Source organism: Peptoniphilus sp. HMSC075B08 (genome assembly GCF_001815405.1).
Taxonomy (GTDB): domain Bacteria; phylum Bacillota; class Clostridia; order Tissierellales; family Peptoniphilaceae; genus Peptoniphilus_A; species Peptoniphilus_A harei.
The window spans coordinates 90,915-111,445 of the sequence record NZ_KV820450.1 but is presented as its reverse complement, the minus strand read 5'-3'; the positions used below and the strand labels follow the sequence as shown (position 1 = coordinate 111,445).

Genomic DNA, 20,531 nt, shown 5'->3' with positions numbered 1-20,531 from the left:
CTATCTCATTGCCATCTTAAGTCTGGCCCAAAAAATTTAATTGGGACAAATTTTTGAAAAACTCTTGAAAATACCCTGTCAGTGTAGGTTTCTGACAATTCCTTTGGTGACAAGTTAGTAGAAATTAATGTCTTCTTGCCACGCAAAAGTCTCGTATTTATAATATTAAAAATCTCTGAGGTTGTAAAAGAATTTACAAACTCAATCCCCAAGTCATCCACTATTAAGAGGTCTGCCTCAAAATAGAGATTGTACTTATCGTCGTCAATATTTTTAAACTTCCTATCCTCTATGGTCTTTAGAATCTCATAGGCTGTCTGGTAAATTACAATGACGTCTTTTTTTATAAGTTCAGACGCAATGCAATTTAATAAAAAAGTCTTGCCTTGGCCTGTTGGCCCCCAAAGAAGTAGGTTTAAATCATTCTTCTCGTCAAAGTCTCTAATATATTTTTTAGAAATTGCCAGGATATTCTTCATGTTTTCTCTTGGCGACATATCATATTTTTCATAAACTTTTTCAGAAAATACATTTAAGTCAAACTTGTCAAAGTTCTCCCTATCAAGCATATAGGAAATTGAGGACATGTCATAAAGCTCTGAGACAATTAACTTCTTCAAGCAGTGACACTTCTCGTCATCTTCGTTTATGCCTGTGTCGTGACAATCCTTGCAAGAATATATTTCTTCTAGGTAGTCCCTTGGATAGCCATTCTTTTCCAAGAAGTCCATCTTCTTTATTTTTAAGTTATATATCTTTTCTGATGCCTCAAGGGACTTATCTGCATTGGGATTTTTAATCTGGTCCATAGACGCTCTTAGGGCAATGTCCCTTATTAGACCATCGATTTGCCTAACTTCAGGAATTTTTTTGTAAATTTCCTCTAGCCTTTTCTCATGGATTTCAGAATTTTTTCTCCTCAAGTTTTCATAATAATTACTTATCTTTGCCGTCAGTTCCATAATCAACACCTAGCTTTTTAAAACCTTCTCTTTGCTTTTTCATAGCAACATCAAAGAGGTCGTCTTCTGAATAATTATCTGTTATTTGCTTAAAGTTGTGAAAGGCTGTGGGCTTTCTCTTCCTTTTCTTTTGGTCCTTTTCCTCAACATCTTCTGGCGACTTAATATCTAATTCTTTCCATTTCATAAGGATGGCATCAACATAATTGACATTGGGTTTTGAAATCTTTGAAGTCCTCTTGCAGGCTTCCAAGATCAAGTCCTTTGAGAATTTAAATTCATCAAACCAAGAGTTAATAATGTTAAAGTCAACTTGACTAAACTTCTTGTCCACTCCAATGTATCTCATGATTTTTTTGTACCTATAATATTTTATGTCATGCTCAATGTAGGACTGTTCAACATCTTCCATAGTCCTAATGTTATCTCTAGACCAGTTTCTCACAACTTGTTCCACATAAGAAATGTTGTAGATCCCCTTAATCTCTGTTGTATAAAAAAAGGCTTCTTCAATTAAATCGGCTGGCATGTTGTAGGCCGTGATCCAATTTATTATGTCAATCTTCTTCATGGGGGCAATGGGTTCCCTCATGAGGAACTCTGCCCTTGTAAGAAGGTTGGCATAGGTTGGGTTTTCCACAACTTCTGAATAACCCTTGTCCTTTTTCTTTTCCTCCGACTTTAGGTTGTAGACATTCTTGATGTAAAGTTCCTTTAGGTTTACAAACTTAACCTTGTCATCTTCTATTTCAACTATGCCCATCTTCTTCCAATAGGCCCAGGCCCTATTGACATCGGACTCAAGGATTCCAAGATAGTCGGCAAGATTTTCGCTAGTAATGCCAGTTCTCCCTTCCTTGGCAAACTTGTAACCCAAGAGATAAACTTTTACAAATTCGCCATTGGCTCCCGGCATAAAATCATTTAAAAATATATTCTCTATGGAAGTCTCTCCAAGGTCGTATTTATTTCTTTCAAGTAAAAACATATTTCACCAATCTCTTTCCAAGTCTATGTCCATCTTTATTGCGTAGTTAAAGGTTTTATTTAAAATAATCTTAAAGGAAGACTTGTTCTCATAGAAGTCAGGTATATTTTCATCATAAGACCCATTGGGAAACTTCATGAGAAAGCTGTAAGATTTTTTAAAACCAAGCCCTTCATAACATCTTTTTGCCCTCTTGTTGTAGTCTGCAACAAATAAAATTATTTTTTTAAAGCCCCTGTCCTTTAAATAAGTTAAAAAAAGGCCAAGAATCTTTTTTCCAATACCCTGATTTATGTAGTTGGGGTCTAAGACCACACCAAGCTCTGCCTTCTTTAAAATTTTATTTATATTTTTTAGTGACAAGTAACCAATTATTCTCTCGTCGCTTTCTATTACAAAATATTCTGAGAGAGGCCTTTTAGTCTTCCATTTAAACCATTCTATTATATCTTCTTCAGACTCTTCTATAAAATTATACTCCATGAAGAGGGGCGAATCATTGCGGCCCCAATTTCTAAAAGTAAAAACATCTTCTAAGTTCATCTTTCTAAAACTAAGCTTTGGATTATTTTCCATAAGAGCCTCCTTTGATTATTATATACTATTTTAACTGGTCTATAAAGAAGTATAGTTTTTTCAAATTCTACAAAAATTTTTATCTCTTTATCAAAAAGATATTTTTTTATATTTACAATGTTTAAATTTATTTCATTTCTTGTGATTTATGTTAAAATAAAATTACACTTAATAAATAAATTTGTACAATTCGTAACAGGGGAGATTTTTTATGAGAAAAAATGACAATTTAGATGAAATTGATGTTGAAATCCTTGAGCTCTTGAGAAAAAATGGACGCATGAGCCACGAAGATATTTCAAAAAAATTAAATCTAACAAGACCTGCTATCCATAGAAGAATATATAAGATGGAAGACGCTGGCTACATCAAGGGCTATAAGGTCCTTGTGGACTGGCAAAAGATTGGCTACAACGTGGACACCTATGTTCTCTGCAAGGTCAACACCAACGATTTCAAGGGACTTATCTCAAAGATTATGGAGATAAAGGACGAGAAATTTAAAATATTTGAATGCTACAGGGTTACAGGCGAGCACTGTATAATGTTAAGGATTAAGACCATAAATACTTCAGACTTAACAAGGTTTTATGATATGATTTTAAAAATCGATGGAATACTTGATACTAAAACCCTTCTTATCCTTTATTCTGAAAAGGGAAATGATGAAATTTTTACCAGGGTTGATACTGAATAGTTAACAAAGAGGATGATTTTAAATGGAAGAGAAAATACTTGTTGTAGACGACGAATCTGCAATATCTGATATTATTAAATTTAATTTTGAAAAGGAAGGCTATATTGTTGAGACAGGTTGCAATGGAAAAGAAGCCATTGCCCTTGCAGAAGAAAATAATTACGACCTTATAATTCTTGACATAATGATGCCAAAGTTAAACGGCTTTGAGGCCCTTAGGGAGATAAGAAAAACATCAGACGTCCCTGTGATTATGCTTACAGCTAGAGAAGATGAGGTTGACAAGGTCTTGGGCCTTGAGCTTGGGGCTGACGACTATGTTGTAAAACCCTTCTCCATGAGGGAGCTCCTTGCAAGAGTTAAGGCAGTCCTAAGAAGGTTTGATAGCCCAGACAAAAATGACGATCCTTCAATTTTAAAAGTTATGGATCTTGAAATTGACCTTAGCAAGTACCAAGTCATAAGAGGCGACGAAGTGATTGAGCTTACCCTTCGTGAGTTTGAACTCCTAAAGTTTTTGGCTTCCTACCCAGGTAGGGTCTTCTCAAGAGAAGAGCTCCTTGAAGAAGTTTGGGAGTATGAATATTATGGCGACATAAGAACAGTTGATGTCACTGTTAGAAGACTCCGTGAAAAAATCGAAGATGATAAGAAGGGCTTTAAGTACATCAAGACTAAAAGAGGAGTTGGCTATTTCTTTGCATCAGACAATGGTGAATCCTAATGAACCACTCCATTAAGTCTAGATTTATTTTGATTTATGTAGTCCTAGTTCTTATTTCCATGTTTATCGCGTCTACCTTTATCATCGATAGGCTGGAAAATGTGCAAATAGAAACTGCAACTTCCTCTATGGTTAGGACCATGGATACACTTGCCACAACTACATCGGCATTCTTTAAAGATAATAATTATGAAACACTACCCCAGCTTGACGCAACGCTTAAAGACTGGGGTATTTCCAGTGAAGAATCTGCCTATATTATTTCACCAGATAAGGCTCCAAGGATTCTCGCCAGTACAGAAAATATTTCTCCAAAGGAATCAGAAGATGCTTACTCAGTAAAATTTATCGAACCAAAACTTGTAATGGATGCAGCTTCTGGCAAGACCAGGGAAAAAATTGTGGAATACGAAAACCAAAAAGACGTGGAAAAACATATTGCAAGACCTATCCTATCTGGCGACGGAAGTATCCTTGCAATTATTTATATGACGAGAAACCTTAACTCAATCTATTCTGTAATAGACGACTCCAAGGTTATTATTACTTATGCAACCTTGATCTCACTTATCACAACTTCTATACTTGGTTATTTTATTGCCAATTCCATCACTGGACCTATTCGTGCCCTCACTAAGAAGGCCAAGGCCCTTGCCAAGGGTAACTTTAACCAAAGTATTGAGGTCAAGAGCAAGGATGAGATTGGAGAACTTGGTATGATGTTTAACTTCTTAACCAAGGAGCTTCGTGAGTCCATAGAGAAGATGGACCTTGAGAGGTCAAAGCTTGACACAATTTTCAATTATATGGCTGAAGGTGTAATTGCCATTGATAGAAACAACAGGTTAATCCACGCAAACTCCATTGCCAAGAAGATTTTAAATATTTCAGAAAAGGACTTTTATAGGGTTATAAACTTAAAGTCCATTAACCTTAATAATATTGACTACAAAAATGAGGAGAGCCTTAGGGGGGAAGAGCTGACAAAAATTGCCAACTCCTTTTACAAGATCAAGTACGCTCCCTACAAGTCTGATACCTTTATAAATTCAGGCCTTATTATTGTTTTGCAAGACGTGGACAAGGAGCACATGCTAGATATTATGCGTAAGGAATTTGTTGCCAACGTCTCTCATGAGTTAAAGACTCCTATTACAACTATTAAGTCCTACACAGAAACCCTCCTTGACAGCGACCTTGATAAGGATTCACAAAGAAACTTTTTAAAGGTTATTGACAGGGAAAACTCCAGGATGTCTAGGATTGTGACAGACCTCTTATATCTTTCTAACATTGACTACAACAAGGACAATGTTAGCCTGGAATCTATTGACACTTATGAGTTTATTGCTGAAGCAATTGAGTCTCAATCCATCTTAATAGTTCAAAAAAATCACAAGATTGAATTAAATATTGATATGGATATAAAGGACATTTACGCTGAAAGAAATGGCGCCGACCAAATCCTCACAAATATTATTTCCAATGCCTGCAAGTACACTCCTGAAAATGGAAAAATTGTAATTGATGCCACAAACAAAGATGACCTTGTAGAAATCAAGGTAGCAGACAATGGAATTGGTATCCCTAAGGAAGACCTTCCAAGGATATCCGAAAGATTTTACAGGGTTGAAAAGGGCAGGAGCAGGCAAATGGGTGGAACAGGTCTTGGTCTTTCCATTGCCAGCGAGATGATAAAATCCTTTGGTGGAAGCCTAAAGATTAATTCTGTATTTGGCGAGGGAACTATTGTTACCCTCCTCTTTAAGGCAAGTGAAGGTGATGACAATGATGAAGAAATTGCCTAAGCCAACATCTACCTTCATCTTAATAGGCCTAGTGATCCTCTTGGTCTTCCAATCCAAGAACCTCTGGCTCTCCTTTGACACAAAGTCTGAAGACCAGGCGAAGATTGGTGAAGTAGATGAGTTCTTGCAAGAGATTCTTACTCCTCAAAGATTAATTGCAAACTTTGGGGACAGGGACCATTACATGACAACAGATCTTGGACCCTATTGGAAAATGACGGGAGAAAATATTTCTGAGAAGCTTCAAAAGGCAAATTCAGAAAATTTAAAACTCATTGATACAGAAGAGTATTTAAACCTCCAAAGACAGGAATCCCTGGTTTTTAAATTTAATTCTCCCCTTTCAGGTTCTGTTTTTGTGAACCTAATTGGAGACAAGAGAAACTCCAACGACATAAACCTAAGTGTGGACTCCATTTACATTTCAAATCTTGGAGAAATTTATATTTCTGGCAGCAAAAACTTCTACAAGCTTGTGGACATTAAGGTGGACTTTGATATAGGAGAAATCTTAAAGGAAGTCAAATCCAAGGGCATAAGGGCCGTCAACTTTTACGAGGCCTATGGTATAAAAAAGGATATTTACATTCCCGACGAAGACTACATCTCTTTACAAAAGGTTGCCTATGTCTCTGGTCTAAGCAACTTGGAAGAGAGCATGAAGTCCAACTTGGCCGAGAGATTTTTGGGGATCCCCATTGACTACATTAGGGAAATGTCTGTAGACGGAAAAAATACCTATGTATATGAAAATGAATACTTGTCTTTATCAAGTGATGGGATCATTGAATACTCTCTAGAGTCTCTCTTTGATGTCAAGTCTCGTGATCTCAACAAGTCTCTCGATAGGGCCGTGGAATTTATTGCACAAAAGACTGGGATAAGCTCTGGGATTTATCTCGAGAAGATCGAGCCCTGCGACTACAACGACAATTTGGGTTACAGGTTCTTCTTCAACTTAAAGGACGGGCAAATTCCCCTAGTCCTTCCATCTAAGGACCACAGCTTTATAGAGATTGACGTCTACTCTGAGTTTGTAAAAAATTATAGAGAATACTACATCCGTAAAGACAACAACCCAATTTATAAAAAGGAAAAAATTAACATAGAGGGAATCCACAAGATTTTAAAAAAGAACAAGGAGACTTTTGACTACAAGCCAGTAATGGATATCTTATCATCCATAGATAACCTAAGTCTTGTCTACTTAATTTCCAGTAGTTCTCAGGCAGAGGAGCCTAGCCTTGTTTATGAAATGTCCTACATGGGCAGCGTCTACTATTTTGATGTTGAAGACGGAAGTTTGATGATGGTGAGATAGTATGGATTGGAATAAAATTAAAAAAATCTTAATAATCGCCCTTATAGTTGCCAATGTGGGCCTCTTTGGCTATAGCAACTACAAAAATTTTAAGATGAGGGACGAGTCCACAAGGATTGACTTTGTAAAAGAGGTCACTGATCTATTAAAAGAAAAAAATATTATCTTAGATACAAAAATACCAAGAAGAAGAAAAAAGCTTCCTTCAGTCCTAGTTTCCTTTGAGACATCTTCTGAAGAAGACATAAAGAACAGGTACTTTGACGGCAAGGGAACAGTTGAAAGGCCAAGCACAGACCTGGCAGAGATCTCACTCAATGACGAGTATATAAACCTTGTCAATGGTCGCAGGGTCTACTACGAAAACAGAAAAGAAGATAAGAAATACAATATTAAAAACCTAGATGAGGCACAAAAAATTGCTACTAAGTTTTTATTGGACAAGAAGTACGATACAAGAGACATCTACCTAAGTTATTACAAAGAGCAAAATGGCAAATATTTCTTAAACTACACAAAGGTCTTTGAAAATATTCCAGTTGAGTCCTCCTACACCAACTTCATTATTGACGAGAGGGGAGTAATGTCTATGGATAGGCTTTGGCTCAATGTCCTTGACAAGTCAGACCAAAAGATATTTTTATCTCCTGCTCCTAGGGCACTCCTATCTTTACTAAATAAGACAGAGTACTACAACAAGACAATCGAAAAAATCATCCCCTGCTTCTACTTCAACCCAGAAGACCAAGGCTACATCGAAGACATTACTCGTGCAGTAAATGGTCGTGCCATACCTGGTTGGAAGGTCAAGTTTTCTGACGGGGAATACACAGTTCTATCAAACTACTAAAGACTCATAAGCTTAACAATTTCAAATCCCTATGTTAGAATATGTGTGGAGGTTTTTATGAAATTTTGCTCTTTGGCAAGTGGCTCAAGTGGCAACTGCCAATACATTGAATATAAAGATACAAAAATTATTATAGATGCCGGACTTTCTGGCAAAAAAATTGAAGAAAACTTGCAAAAGATAGGTGTAAATCCATCAGAGCTTGACGCAGTCTTCGTAACTCATGAACATATTGATCACGTCAAGGGAGTTGGAGTCCTATCGAGAAGACACAACCTAAAAGTCTTCTCCAACATGATGACCCTTGATGCCATGCTTCCCACTGTTAAGAAGCTAGACCCAAAGAATACTTTTATCTTTGAGAATGGCAAGGGCTTTACCTTTAAGGACTTAGACATCCTGCCCATATCCACCTTCCACGACTGTGCAAGTGGCTGTGGCTTTGTAGTTAAGGGAGACAAAAAACTTTCTCTCTTAACAGATACAGGTTGGGTCAACCAAGATGCCATGGAAAAAATGGACGGGTCAGACTTAATTTACCTAGAGTCCAACCACGACGTCGACATGCTAATAAATGGGACTTACCCCTATCCAACTAAGCAGAGGATCCTTTCTACCAAGGGCCACCTCTCAAATGAAAATGCAGGCGAAGTTCTTGCAATGATCTTAAAAAAGAAACAAGAACAAGTTATCCTAGGTCACTTGTCTACTGACAACAATCTGCCAGACCTAGCCCTAAGGACAATAAATGACTTGCTTGCATCAGAACACAAAAAAGAAAACACAGACTACACTATAGATGTGGCTCCAAGGTCAGACCCATCAAAAGTCTTTGAACTTTAAATAAGGGAGGAATAATTTGAACATATTACTTACAAATGATGACGGAATAAATGCAGAAGGCATAGAAGTCCTTGCCAAGGCCCTAATAAAGGAAGGCCACAAGATCACAATCGCTGCGCCAAATGTTGAAAACTCTGGCAAATCACACGCCATTACCTTTAAGAGCCCACTAATGGTTCAAGAAACAAAACTAGAAGGCCTTGAAGATGTGAAGAGCCTTTGCGTATATGGAACACCGGCTGACTGTGTGAGGGCAGCAGTCCACCTACTAGATGAAAAGTTTGACTTCTGCTTCTCAGGTATAAACTCTGGCTTTAACGCAGCGACAAATGTCCTCTACTCAGGCACAGTTTCTGCAGCAATTGAAGCCAACCTATTTAACATACCTGCCATTGCAGTTTCATCCCAATGGGTGAAGGGTCACTCAAAGTTTGAAACAGCAGCAAGAGTTGCAGTAGAGGTATTTAACAAGCTTGACGACTTAAAGAGACTTCAAGTCCTAAATATAAACGTACCTTACCTTGACTACGAAGAACTAAAGGGAGTAGAAGTTTGCAAGGTTGGAGCCGACGTAATGTCAATCTACGACATTTCAGAAGAAGGTGAAGGCTACAACATGAGACTAAAGGGCTTCCCAAAAGATAACAACGAAAAGGATTCAGACATCCACTTCTTGGGCCAAGGCTATGCAACAGTGAGTCCACTTCTTTACGACGTAACTAACCTAACTCTAATCAATGAGTTAAGCCAAATGCTAAAATAAAGTCTCGAAAGGAAAAATCGTGAACTATAAATTTACCTTATTATTTTTAATCTTTTTGATTTTTGGAATATTTTTTAGAACAATAATGTAAATAAAAGAATTTAAAAAGTCCTAGTGACTTTTTATTTTTTTGATATAATCTATGAAAGAGGTGATGTGTTTGAAAAAACTTTATATATTCTTGGGCCTAGTCCTTGTCCTTTGTGGCTGCCAAAATAGACGAATAGATAGTCTATACAATTACAAAACAGACTATGTTGGCGACAACTCAAGCGTCTCACAAATTGTGTCGAGACAAGACTACCCAAAGGGCTTCGAGGTAGGCGCAATTGAAATCCTTTCAAGCAAGTCACCCTACGGACTTAAAATTTTTGTAAAGGACACATCTAACATAAATAGAGAAGACCTTTTTATCAACGCCATAGAAAGTTTCGCCCTTATAAAAAACCTAGACAGGATTTATTATGTAGAAAGTGGCAGAGACTTTGAAGAAGAAAAAAATAAGGAACTAAAAGATAAAATCTTCATCTTCTACAGAAAAGAAATAGAAGAAATCTTAGAAGAAAAAAATACTAGCATAGAAGAAATATCCAAGGACAGAGAAAGCTTTGAAGACTTTGTAAATAATTGGAATAAATAAAAGAGAAGGCTTTGTGGTAACTACACAAGGCCTTCTCTTCTTTCATTTTATTTAACTTCAATAAATATATTTAATTTGCTAGTTAGTCTAATCTAGTATTTATAAATATATCCTTGCCATACAAGTTTTTATAAGAATAAGTTCATAAATTATTTTATCCTCCTGGCACAAATCAAAAAATAGAAATTAGGCTTCCTTCACCTTAAGTTTATTAGAATTAACCCATCTAAAAATTTTAAAGCTTATAAAGCTGTGAAAATAAATTTAAAAATACTTACAAATAAAATTATACACAAGCAAGTATAAAAATGTACATAAAAAAGAGAAGAACTAAGCCTTCTCTAATTTTTTATCTAGGATTTCTTTGGAAATTCTTTTGAACTATAACAAAATCACTAGTGTCAATATTAAATTGATTCTTGTCTTCCTTAACCCAGTGGGCCCTGTAAAGGTCCTTCTTGTCTAAGAAAGTGTTACTTGCACAGAGAATGTCTTCATAAGCCCACATAGATGTATTAACATCCTTGTAAGTCACAAGACTTGGGTTGTTCTTACCAATGTAAGTCTTGTCAACAATTCTATTGAAGGCCTTGTTAGATACAGCAGCAACTTCTTGTCTTGGAATAAATTCATCTCCCTTATAAGTTGCAAGTCCGTCAGTATAAATCTTTAGCCAACCTTCATTGAAAGCCGCTTGGATTTCGGCCTTAGCCCAGTGATTATCTCTTAGCTTCATGTCGTTGCCACTAGCATCTCCAAGTTCTTGGAATCTCTTAAGAGTTGCAATCCATTCATTCCTTGTGATCTTTCCTTGTGGCTTGAAGTTTCCATCATCGTAACCTTCGAAGACTCTTGCTTCAGTTACAATCTTAACAGCCCTAGTGTACCAAGCCTCTCCAATATCCTTATAAGAAAGCTTGAAGTCAGGATTGTATTTGTAGCCGTCTTCAACAAGAGCGTTAGCAAGAATTTGCGCAGCTTCAGCACGAGTAAGTCCATCATTAGGTCTAAAGTAACCCTTGAATCCTTGCATATACCTTACTTCTTTAAAGTAGTTGTCATCAGAAATAGGCATTGGAACCTTGACAATCTTTTCTTGAATAATAGTTTCGTACCTTACTTCAGGATACATTGGTATATAAGGTCTGTCTGGATATTCTGGATAGTAAGGATAATCTGGCCTTTCAGGATAAGGTGGATATTCAGGCTTATCTGGTTCTTCAGGCTTGTCAGGTCTTTCTGGTTTTTCTGGTATCTTTCCATAAACCACAACTGTAACATCAACTGTGCTAGAAGATCCATCTGTATAGATTACCTTAACCTTAGCACTGCTTACTCCCTCTTTACTTACATCTGGCTTTTCAATTATTTCAACATTTTCAATTGTCTTTCCCTTAGGAGGAGTGATCTTATCCTTGTAGTCCTCTTCCTTAGGTTCAATTCCAACTCTGGTTTCAACAATTCCTGCATCAGGGTCCAATGGTGTAATTGGACTTGATGATATTTTGTACTTAGCTGTTATAACTGTTCCGTCAACAAATTTTCCAAATAGTGATTGATTCCAATGTGAGAAACTATATCCCTTTTCTTGATACTCTATCTTTACTTTAGGAACTTCTGCTGGTATTCTAAGGTATTTATCTGGATTTACATAATAAATCTTATCAGTATAATCTACGGCCTTTTCTGTTGGAACAAGGGTAACCTTAACATAATTTGCAGGTGTTTCTTCTGTCCTATTTCCATCTCCGTCTGCTGGGTAAATGTCTTCTGTCCATTTAGCCACAGCTGTTTTATTATCTGTTAATATCAAAGGACTTCCTGCTTGGTATAGGTTTCCATCAACCATCCAGCCTATAAAGTTTTTATTTCCATTAATTAGTCCACTTGGAGAAGAAAGATTTATTCTTCCACCTATGCTAGTAGATTCTGGATTAGGTACAGATCCTATAGCACCACCTGCATCATATGTTAAGGTAACTTGACCCTTTGTGAAGTGGGCAACATATTCTCTATTACCTGTAATTGTGTTAGTTAAATCTAGAGATTCTGACCAAGAAGCAAATCCATAATCTTTATTAGGAATAGTTTTTGGAACTGCAAGTTCTTTTTCGTTAGCTGTTTGTCCTTCTCCAGGTTCAACAAGCTTGATGTCTGCCTTTGGATTTACATAATAAATTTTTTCTGTGACATTTCCTTCAAGCTTACCATTTGCTTCAGCTCTAAATATTACTGTCACATAATTATCAGGAATAACTTGATTAGGATCTCCAGTTTTTTCAATTATGTCATCAGACTTAACAAAATTAAAAGTATAAGTTTTTTCTTCTGTAATCATTTCAGATTTTATTTCTGGTGACCAAGTTCCACTATTAGAAGTGTAGCCAACATCTGGTGTCTTTGTAATTTTACCAGCTGATTCAGTCATATCGACTTCAACTTCTGGTGATACATAGTAAACTAAGTTGCCTGATAGACTTCCACCTTCGCCAGCCTTAAAGGTTACTTTCACATAATTTTCTAAAGCATCTTTTGGTCTTTGTCCTCCAGGTGCTTCTGGAATTATGTTTTTGTGAACTTCAACTGGAATTATAACTGGATTGTCATTAGTTCCTTGACTTGTTCCATCCTTGTATTTAACTATTACTTTTGCTTCTTTTGATCCTGGCTCTGATGTGTCAGGGTTTTCAATAACAGTAATTGAATCAATTTCTTTTCCCTTTTGAGGTGTAATCTTATCAATTAAGTCTTTGTCTTCAATTTCCTTGCCTTGTGGCACATCTAACTTATTAGTATTTAGTGGATCATCAATTTTTTCCGCTTGAATTGACTTTTTATAAGCTGCTTCTATGATAGTTACCTTATCAGTGTATTGGTTCTTACTTAAGTCAATTTTTACTGGTGTAATATCTGTTAACTTATCATCAGCTTCTCCAGTTTTAACCTTTTGCCATTCATTAAAGATATAGTTTATTTCTTTTTCTCCAAGACCTTCAATTGTAACTTTTTGATTTTCTTTTCCAGTTGGGTTTGTTACTGGTATAGTTACTTCCTTAGTAGGGTTTACCCAGAAAGTTCTCTCGAAGGCTGTTTCATCTGTGGCCTTGTCTGTTGTCTTAACAATAACCTTTACAAAGTTATCTGGAACTTTTGGCTTGTCCTCACCATCTTGAGGAACTACATCTTTAGAAAATCCTGGCGAAATTACTGTGTCTTCAATAAACTTATGACGTTTAGCAAAGTCATAAACTCCATTTGCTTCTTGATTTTCGTTTTGTGCTTCCTTATCTGCTGTCCAATTTGTAAAACCTAACTTTTCTTTTTCTTCATCTTTCAATTTGATTTCAGGAATTTCTACCCAAGCTTTTGGATTTACATAATAAATCTTAGAATCTTTTTCTCCTGGCTTTCCTGTTGGATTGACTGTAACTTTTACATAATCTCCAGTTACCTTTACCAAATCTCCATCAGGAGCACTTGTTGCGTCTTTTAAAACTTTTGGCATTGCTCCTGTTGTAAGTCCTTCGTAGACATTTTTGTAAATTTTTACTGGTATTTCAATATCTTGCACTGAATTATCTGCAAATTTTACTTTCGCAGAGAATTTTACAGTTCTTACAAGTTCATCTGAGTCAAGCTTTCCTAACTCTTTTACTTTTTCATAGATATCATTTTGAGTAAGCGGTGTTCCATTTTCATCAACAATATTAACTGTTGCATCTGCTGGCAGGTCACTTATAGTGCCATCTTTATTAACCCACTTAACTTGAGCCTTTAATTCATCAAGAGTTGGGGCAAAATTATTGGTCCAATTTCCATCTGGATCCTTGTAGGATTCTGTTCTCACAAGTTCATGTACTTTTAAACCTGACCAATCGAAATAAGCTGTAAATGTGTAGTCCCTATCTATAATAGTGTTGCTATTTAAAAGTTTTTCCTTGTCCCACTTTATAAATTTCTTTCCATTGTCTGGTGTGATATAATACTTGCCTTCAACTTTTTCTTCGCCATCCTTTACTTCTTCTGGAACTGGAAGATTATCTGATTTTAGTCCTACTATTACATCGTAATAAAGTTTCTCAACTGGATTATCAATACTATCTGTAAAGTTTCCGCCCTTATCTGCAACAAATGTTACTCTCTTATATCCATCTGGCACTGGGTCTTTAGGATTTTTTACTTCTATAATTCTTACGTCCTTGTAGAAGAAATTAATTTCATCAAGTCCCGTTTCATTTATACCAGCAAAAGTATCTGTGTCTTCATAAATGTCAAAGAATAATTGTTGTTGTGGCTTGTCATTTAGAACCCAACCAGGAATTCTTCTGTAATTTCTTGCATCGTAATGGCGCTTGCCGTTTACTACTGTTTCGTTAGGAACAATGACATATTTTTCTTTGATTTCTTTAAAAGCAGCTTTGTTATCTGCAAGAAGTTTTTTATATGCAGCGCTCTTGTCTTCTGGAGTCATAGAAGTATTAATTTTAATTTCTTGATAAGCAGCTTTCGCTGTTTTCATAAAGGCTTCAACTTCTTCTTTGCCTCTTTCGTCAAGATAATTTACTTCATAAACCCTTTCCTTAAATGGCTTATAGAAAAATTCAAAGCGATTGTTATCAAAATTAGGGTTATCTACAAGATCCCCTTGCTCATTGTGAATTTTTTCTGGCTCAACTCTTAAAATTTGATTATAAGAGTTATCTCTATTTGTTTCATCCTTATAAGTTTTATAATTAGTATTCGCCTTATAAAGAGCTTCCCACTCAGCTTGTGGAACTAAGAGGTACTTGTCTCCTTGTCTACTTCCAAGGCCTGTTGTATAAGATTCAACCCTTCTTTTATAAAGATTTTGTACTTCCTTAGATTTTTCTTCATAATTCAAGTCTAAGAAGTGGTGGATAGACTTAACTGTTATCAGGTCATTTTTATTCCAAACTGCCCTAAGGTGAACATTGCTTACAACTTCATTGCCAAAGTGGTACATTTCAGGCACTTTATATAAGTCTTTATAACTTGTGTCCACAGTTTTTGTGTCATTGCCGTTTTTGTCTTTTGTATATCTTACAAATTCCCAACCGGCAAAGTTGTAGCCAGGTCTTGTTGGTTCAATGATATTCTTAGTAGCATCTTTTGGTTCTTTTAAAATCATCTTGTGAACAAAATTGAAAGTATTTTCTCCTTCAACTTTTTCTGGATAAGTGTGAACTTCTCCATCTATTTCAAGTTTTTTGGATTCATCAGAAATATTTTTTGTGCTTAAATCTCTTAAACTTCCACCGTTTGGATCAAATTTTACCTTCCAAATAGTATCCGGTTCTGCCCATTTAGCAAAGAGAACTTGGTCATAATGAAGTTTTGTTTCATTGCCCTCTTTTACCAAGTTGTCACCAGAAGGATCCAGTGCCCAACCTTTAAAAGTCCATTTTTCAGGTACCCAATCAGGTTTTTTTTGGAACATGAGTTGTATCTAATTTCAAATCTTTCAATGGCTTTTCATAAGGCACATCTAAAATATTGCCCTCACCATATTCACTGTCATTTTTTACTATTTTCGGATCGTTGTTTAATTTTAACTTGTACTTGTTACGAGTGTAGTTTGCATAATTGTAGGCATTTATACCATTAAAGGATTTTGTGCCCCAAGGAAATTTATCGATATATTCAATCTTGTCGGCATCACTTCTAAAAGGCGTCTTTTCATTTCTCTCTGCATTTAATTCATCAAAAGTTTTATTTACGTCCCAAGATCCAACACGACCTTTTTCTAGTCCTATCCATTCTGCCCTCCTTGTCTCTTTTTTAAGGGTAAAACCTTGAAGATGCGGCAAAATGAAGTCATAATTTTCGCCTACATTCGTGTCGCTCTTCCAATAGGACATGTCGTAATCAATTTGTTCCTTGCCCTCAAAATCGTCCTTTATAAAGTCAATATGGTGAACAATGGTACCGTCGTAGTAGCTGGCTCCAAGGGAAATCTCATATTTGTCCCTAGCTTTTGTTTCATTTTCTCCAATAGGTATTTGATCTGCGTGACCATATCCCTCAAACTCTCCTGTACCCACTACATCTTGACTGTCGATAAAATCTTCTGCACTCAAACGATAGGGTGGCGTGTCACGATAAATTAGTTCACTCGCGTTATTGTTAATATACCAACCTATTAAGCCGTCATCTCCGTATGGTTCGTCGCGACCGCCATCTGGAAGGCCAGAAATTTCTGCATCCTTTGGCCATATTCCATCTAAGCTTTGGTTGAAGCGAACATCTACTTTATAAGGAGATCCTTCTTGCCCTATGACTTGTCCATCTCTTGTTATCGTAGGCCAATAATCATAATCTTTGTCCCATTCTACTTCATTAAATCCTGTAAAGTAAATGGTATAGACTCTGCGGTTGTAGTAAACATTGTAGACCGTTTCCCCTGTAGACAAGACGGATTTTTGAATATTCGGGTCTTTTTCTGATGCATTTTGCTTTTTAGTCAAGTCTTCATTTAAGAAGTAATATCTTTCAAATTCTTCTTTGTTATCTTGAGCCTTTTCTAATCGTCCGTCATTTAAGTCAGGAAAGGTGATTCCGTGGATATCTAAGTTTGTAAGATCCGGAGTAGAACCGGTGTCGGCATTATCTACTCTTCTTGACCCGATAAAGTCGTAACGGTCACGCAAAGGAAGTGTGTCGTCTTTGTCGTCGTAATCTGGCTTTTCAGTCCAAAATTGGATTACATATTCTGCCGTTTCATTTTCCTTCCACTGAGCAGTAAAAGTAAGACTTTCTGCTGGCATGGCATTTTTTATTCCATTTTCAAGTTTTCCACCTGTTTCAAAGTCTTCTTTTGTAATAAGAGTATCTGTAGTAAGAGTTTCTTTATTTTCAGCTTGGTCAGTATAAGTTATATTCTTATTTACCTTCCAGCCTTGTAACTCTGCTCCTGACTTTTTAATATCAAAGTTTAATTTTGGTATTGTTTGTCCATAGATTAGAGTCATTCCTGGTAAAGCAGTTCCACCAGCAGAATCAAAATTCACATCATAAATAGCGCGGTTGTAACGCATTTCTATTTCAAAATCATTTGAATTTTGTGGGACTTGTGTCGATAGGACATTTACTTCAGGAACATAACCCTTAATTTGTTCTCCATCTAAAGCCTTTATAGTAACAGACGTTCCTGTTTTACCAGTTTGATATGTGTAGATATAATCATTATCTCCATCTCTTAAACCATATTCATCACGATTTTCCAATTTTTGGAAAGTGTGTTTTATCTTTATTGTGCCTTGCTTTGGCTCATAAAGATATGGGTGCTGACCCTTATATTCATTTACATCCAAGTTACCATTTTTTGCGTTTTCTTTAATATAGTCATAATTTACATTAAAGCTTTCTGCTGGAGCAGTATAGCCATCAATGTCTGGCAAATCAATTTTTTTCTTTATCTTAGATTTTTCTTCGCCTGTTAAAACTTTTTGCTCTTCATTGCTTTCAAAGTCAGTGTATGTATATTCATCGTCACCGACAGTAGCTATATAGGGCTGATAACCAATGACTTCTTCATCATTACGTGGCAGCTTATAGTCTGCACGCATGGTGTAAAGCTTTGGCATATCAGGATTTTTCACGATTTCTTCAGCTTCTTTTCCCCCTGCCTGCATAACTGTTACAGGTTCTTTGTTTAAATCCTGCTGAGAAGTGATTCTTGTTTTGTCATAATTTAAGTCTCCTGCTAGGACTTGTAATGGAAAAGCAGTAATTAGCATCATAAATGCTAAAAGTCCGCAAATTCCTTGTTTTAGAAAGTCTTTAAACTTTCTTTTTCTTGTGTACTTCATTTTTTCCTCCTTATTTTTTAAAACACATTAATACAATTACACTGATACATAAGTCTTAAGTTAACGTTTTCTTTATTCTTTTATTATATTAAATTACAAGTGTTTTTTCAATATAACTTTTGTATTTTATCACTCATATAGCCTTTTATAACATTAATTTTTCAAATAATAAAAAGAAGTAAGTTATAACTATTAATAACTTACTTCCGAAAATTCTTTTTATTAATTTTTAAACACCAATTAACATTGTTGCTATTTCAAAATATACAAATAATACCAAAGTATCTACTATTGTTGTGATAAGTGGTCCCGCCATTATTGTTGGGTCCACGTTTATTTTTTCTGCAATTAGGGGAAGAATCCCTCCAATAATCTTTGATAGGACTATTGTAGTAAGTAGAGTCACTGAAACTGTTAGGGTAACTCCTATTCCCACACTGTCGAGGATAGACATCCTAACTATATTTACTGCCACAAGGACAGCTCCAACTATTAATCCAATGCGGAGTTCCTTAAACATAACTTGTACAAATTCTTTGAATTCAATTTCTCCTGTGTAGATTCCACGGATTACTGTTGTTGATGATTGTGTACCTGCGTTTCCACCTGAGTCCATTAGCATTGGGATATAGGCTGCAAGAGCAACTGATGATGCCAAGAGGGTCTCATATCTTTTTATTATAAAACTTGTAAAAGTTGCTGTAACAAGACAAATTATAAGCCACATTGTCCTGTCTTTGGCAAGTCTTAGGACTGACTTGTCCCAATAGTGCTCTGGTGATGACTCGCTAATACCGTGGATGTTACCCAAGTCTTCTTCATACTCTTCGTGCATAACGTCGATGGCCCATTCTGCTGGGACGATACCCACAAGTCTACCTTCAGAATCTGTTACAGGAATTTCTGATAAGTCGTACTTGAAGGCTAACTTAGCAACAACTTCTTGGTCATCTGTTGCATAGACGCTGGCATTGATTTGGTGCATAAATTCTTCAATTTTCTTGTCCCTATTACGAAGAAGGTCGGCTAGGTTTACATAACCTATCAAAAGTAAAGATTCGTTTGTAACCCAAACTTGTTCTAGCCTGTCTGCATCTAAGTCTGAATGAATAATTTTCTCTAAAGCCTGTGTTGGCGTAGCTGTTGATTTAACAAAGATAAAACCAACTGACATGATGGAACCAACGGACTCCTTAGGAAAGCCTAGAAGTTCGTTTATAATTGGTCTTCTATCCTCTTCGATGTATTGGTACATGAGCTTTCTCACCATGTTGGCAGGAAGCTCTTGCAAGGTATCTACTACCTCGTCTTCTTCAAGTTCCTTCATAAGACTCATGATCCTATCTTCAGAAAGTGAACCTATCATTTCAATCTTCTTATCTCTTGGCAAGAGAGAAAAGGCGTCTGCCAAAAGGTCCTTTTTTAGGAGTTTTATCCAAATTGCCACATCTTCTTTGGATAGTTCTTCTAAGTTCTCTGCTATATCAACAGGGTCCATCCTGTTGATCTTTTCTTGCAAGTGCTTTAATTTTTCTCTATCTAAGTTGTTCATAAATCCTCCTATTTTTTGCAAACAAATAAATTTTGCATAAAAATTCGCTGCCTAGCGATAAAGATTTGTGAAAACTAAATTATCTAGCTCTTACTCACAAGAGTTTCTTTATCGCTTAGGCATGTACATATTTTCCAGGGTCGACTGGTATCCATGTAAACACCTCCATGATTCATATTTTAACATATAAAGAGCTTCAGGACTATTTTTTATTTCCCAAGCAAAAAGTCCACCGACTTTGGTGGACTTAGTTTTTCTTTTTTATAATATAATGTGCAACTATAATGGGCGAAATAATGTAAACAACTGGAAGGACTACTTTTGAGAATAAATTGTATTCAAGGCCATCTATTTTTTCTTCTACAAACTTATAGGCTTGGGGAAAGGCTATAACTGCAATTACCATATAGATTGATAAAATTAGGTAGGGCATCTGACTTGGGTCTTTCTCCAAAAGTCTTTCCATGAATAGATAATAATAGACTGAGTAAAAGAAAATCCCTATGATGCAAAGGCAGGCATAGATAAAGATGTCCCAAAGTCCCTTGCCAATTATTCTTTTCTTGCTTAGCTTTTCTTCTTTTATTTCTTCAACTTCATCTGTTTCTTCTTTATTATTATCTAATTTCTTTTCACCATCAGCTTCGCCAATAAAATAAGCCATGTCCACTCCAAAGACTTCAGAAAGTTCCCTTAGGTTAGTCATTGTTGGTGTGGCCTTGTCATTTTCCCACTTAGATATGGCCTGTCTCGTCACAAAAAGTTTATTGGCAAGATCTTCTTGGGAAAGATTTAATTCTCTCCTCTTAGTTTTTATTTTTTCTCCATACATAATTTTCACTCGCTTTTTATATCTGTAAATTCATTTATGTATGAAATAATAACAAAAATATCCTTATCTAACAAGCAAATGGGCCGCAACTTTTGGTTGCGGAGGACTTTTTCATAATTTTTATAAAAAATTTATTTTGAAGAGTC

At 36.0% G+C, this 20,531-nt stretch carries 15 protein-coding genes; 8 read left to right on the top strand and 7 right to left on the bottom strand.

Translation table 11 applies throughout. The features are described from left to right. Positions 1-5: 5 nt before the first annotated feature. From HMPREF3023_RS05595 to HMPREF3023_RS05585, 3 genes are read right to left on the bottom strand one after another with little or no spacing between them, the layout of a single operon-like run. Positions 6-962 (bottom strand): ATP-binding protein, encoded by a 957-nt coding sequence (locus tag HMPREF3023_RS05595; RefSeq protein WP_070701563.1) that lies wholly within the window; start codon positions 960-962, stop codon positions 6-8. Continuing rightward, on the bottom strand, positions 937-1,950 hold the full coding sequence (locus HMPREF3023_RS05590) for a DnaD domain protein (protein WP_070701561.1): 1,014 nt from the start codon (positions 1,948-1,950) through the stop codon (positions 937-939). Before HMPREF3023_RS05590 ends, HMPREF3023_RS05595 begins: the two co-directional genes overlap by 26 nt. 3 nt (positions 1,951-1,953) lie before the next feature. Then, the gene (locus HMPREF3023_RS05585; RefSeq protein WP_070701559.1) at positions 1,954-2,526 is read right to left on the bottom strand and encodes a GNAT family N-acetyltransferase; all 573 of its coding nucleotides are present in this window, start codon (positions 2,524-2,526) and stop codon (positions 1,954-1,956) included. Positions 2,527-2,737: 211 nt separating this feature from the next. Between HMPREF3023_RS05585 and HMPREF3023_RS05580 the strand changes: the two genes are divergently transcribed. The 8 genes from HMPREF3023_RS05580 to HMPREF3023_RS05545 all read left to right on the top strand — a co-directional run bounded on the left by HMPREF3023_RS05580 (position 2,738) and on the right by HMPREF3023_RS05545 (position 10,172). After that, positions 2,738-3,223: an Lrp/AsnC family transcriptional regulator gene (locus tag HMPREF3023_RS05580; protein WP_070701557.1), complete on the top strand. Its 486-nt coding sequence runs from the start codon at positions 2,738-2,740 to the stop codon at positions 3,221-3,223. A 22-nt stretch (positions 3,224-3,245) separates the two neighbouring features. Continuing rightward, a complete protein-coding gene (locus HMPREF3023_RS05575; RefSeq protein WP_070701555.1) occupies positions 3,246-3,947 on the top strand; it encodes a response regulator transcription factor in 702 nt (233 codons plus the stop codon). Next, the gene (locus HMPREF3023_RS05570; RefSeq protein WP_083315529.1) at positions 3,947-5,755 is read left to right on the top strand and encodes a HAMP domain-containing sensor histidine kinase; all 1,809 of its coding nucleotides are present in this window, start codon (positions 3,947-3,949) and stop codon (positions 5,753-5,755) included. Before HMPREF3023_RS05575 ends, HMPREF3023_RS05570 begins: the two co-directional genes overlap by 1 nt. After that, complete coding sequence (locus tag HMPREF3023_RS05565) at positions 5,736-7,076, top strand: hypothetical protein (protein WP_083315528.1); 1,341 nt, start codon at positions 5,736-5,738, stop codon at positions 7,074-7,076. The genes HMPREF3023_RS05570 and HMPREF3023_RS05565 overlap by 20 nt, the downstream gene beginning before the upstream one ends. Before the next feature lies 1 nt (position 7,077). Beyond that, positions 7,078-7,926 (top strand): hypothetical protein, encoded by an 849-nt coding sequence (locus HMPREF3023_RS05560; RefSeq protein WP_070701551.1) that lies wholly within the window; start codon positions 7,078-7,080, stop codon positions 7,924-7,926. Positions 7,927-7,983: 57 nt separating this feature from the next. Then, positions 7,984-8,769, top strand: a complete 786-nt coding sequence (locus HMPREF3023_RS05555) for an MBL fold metallo-hydrolase (protein ID WP_070701549.1) — start codon at positions 7,984-7,986, stop codon at positions 8,767-8,769. Positions 8,770-8,785: 16 nt separating this feature from the next. After that, the gene (surE, locus tag HMPREF3023_RS05550) at positions 8,786-9,532 is read left to right on the top strand and encodes a 5'/3'-nucleotidase SurE (protein WP_070701547.1); all 747 of its coding nucleotides are present in this window, start codon (positions 8,786-8,788) and stop codon (positions 9,530-9,532) included. A gap of 160 nt (positions 9,533-9,692) precedes the next feature. Further along, positions 9,693-10,172 (top strand): DUF4825 domain-containing protein, encoded by a 480-nt coding sequence (locus HMPREF3023_RS05545; protein ID WP_070701545.1) that lies wholly within the window; start codon positions 9,693-9,695, stop codon positions 10,170-10,172. A 349-nt stretch (positions 10,173-10,521) separates the two neighbouring features. Here the strand turns inward: HMPREF3023_RS05545 and HMPREF3023_RS05540 are convergent, their stop codons facing one another. The 4 genes from HMPREF3023_RS05540 to HMPREF3023_RS05525 form a co-directional block, all read right to left on the bottom strand. Next, positions 10,522-15,630, bottom strand: coding sequence for an S-layer homology domain-containing protein (locus HMPREF3023_RS05540; RefSeq protein WP_083315527.1), 5,109 nt, complete (start codon positions 15,628-15,630; stop codon positions 10,522-10,524). Next, positions 15,611-18,001 (bottom strand): InlB B-repeat-containing protein, encoded by a 2,391-nt coding sequence (locus tag HMPREF3023_RS05535; RefSeq protein ID WP_070701543.1) that lies wholly within the window; start codon positions 17,999-18,001, stop codon positions 15,611-15,613. The genes HMPREF3023_RS05540 and HMPREF3023_RS05535 overlap by 20 nt, the downstream gene beginning before the upstream one ends. Before the next feature lie 229 nt (positions 18,002-18,230). Further along, on the bottom strand, positions 18,231-19,553 hold the full coding sequence (gene mgtE / locus HMPREF3023_RS05530) for a magnesium transporter (protein ID WP_070701541.1): 1,323 nt from the start codon (positions 19,551-19,553) through the stop codon (positions 18,231-18,233). 247 nt (positions 19,554-19,800) lie between these two features. Continuing rightward, on the bottom strand, positions 19,801-20,385 hold the full coding sequence (locus tag HMPREF3023_RS05525) for a helix-turn-helix domain-containing protein (protein WP_070701539.1): 585 nt from the start codon (positions 20,383-20,385) through the stop codon (positions 19,801-19,803). Positions 20,386-20,531: the final 146 nt, after the last annotated feature.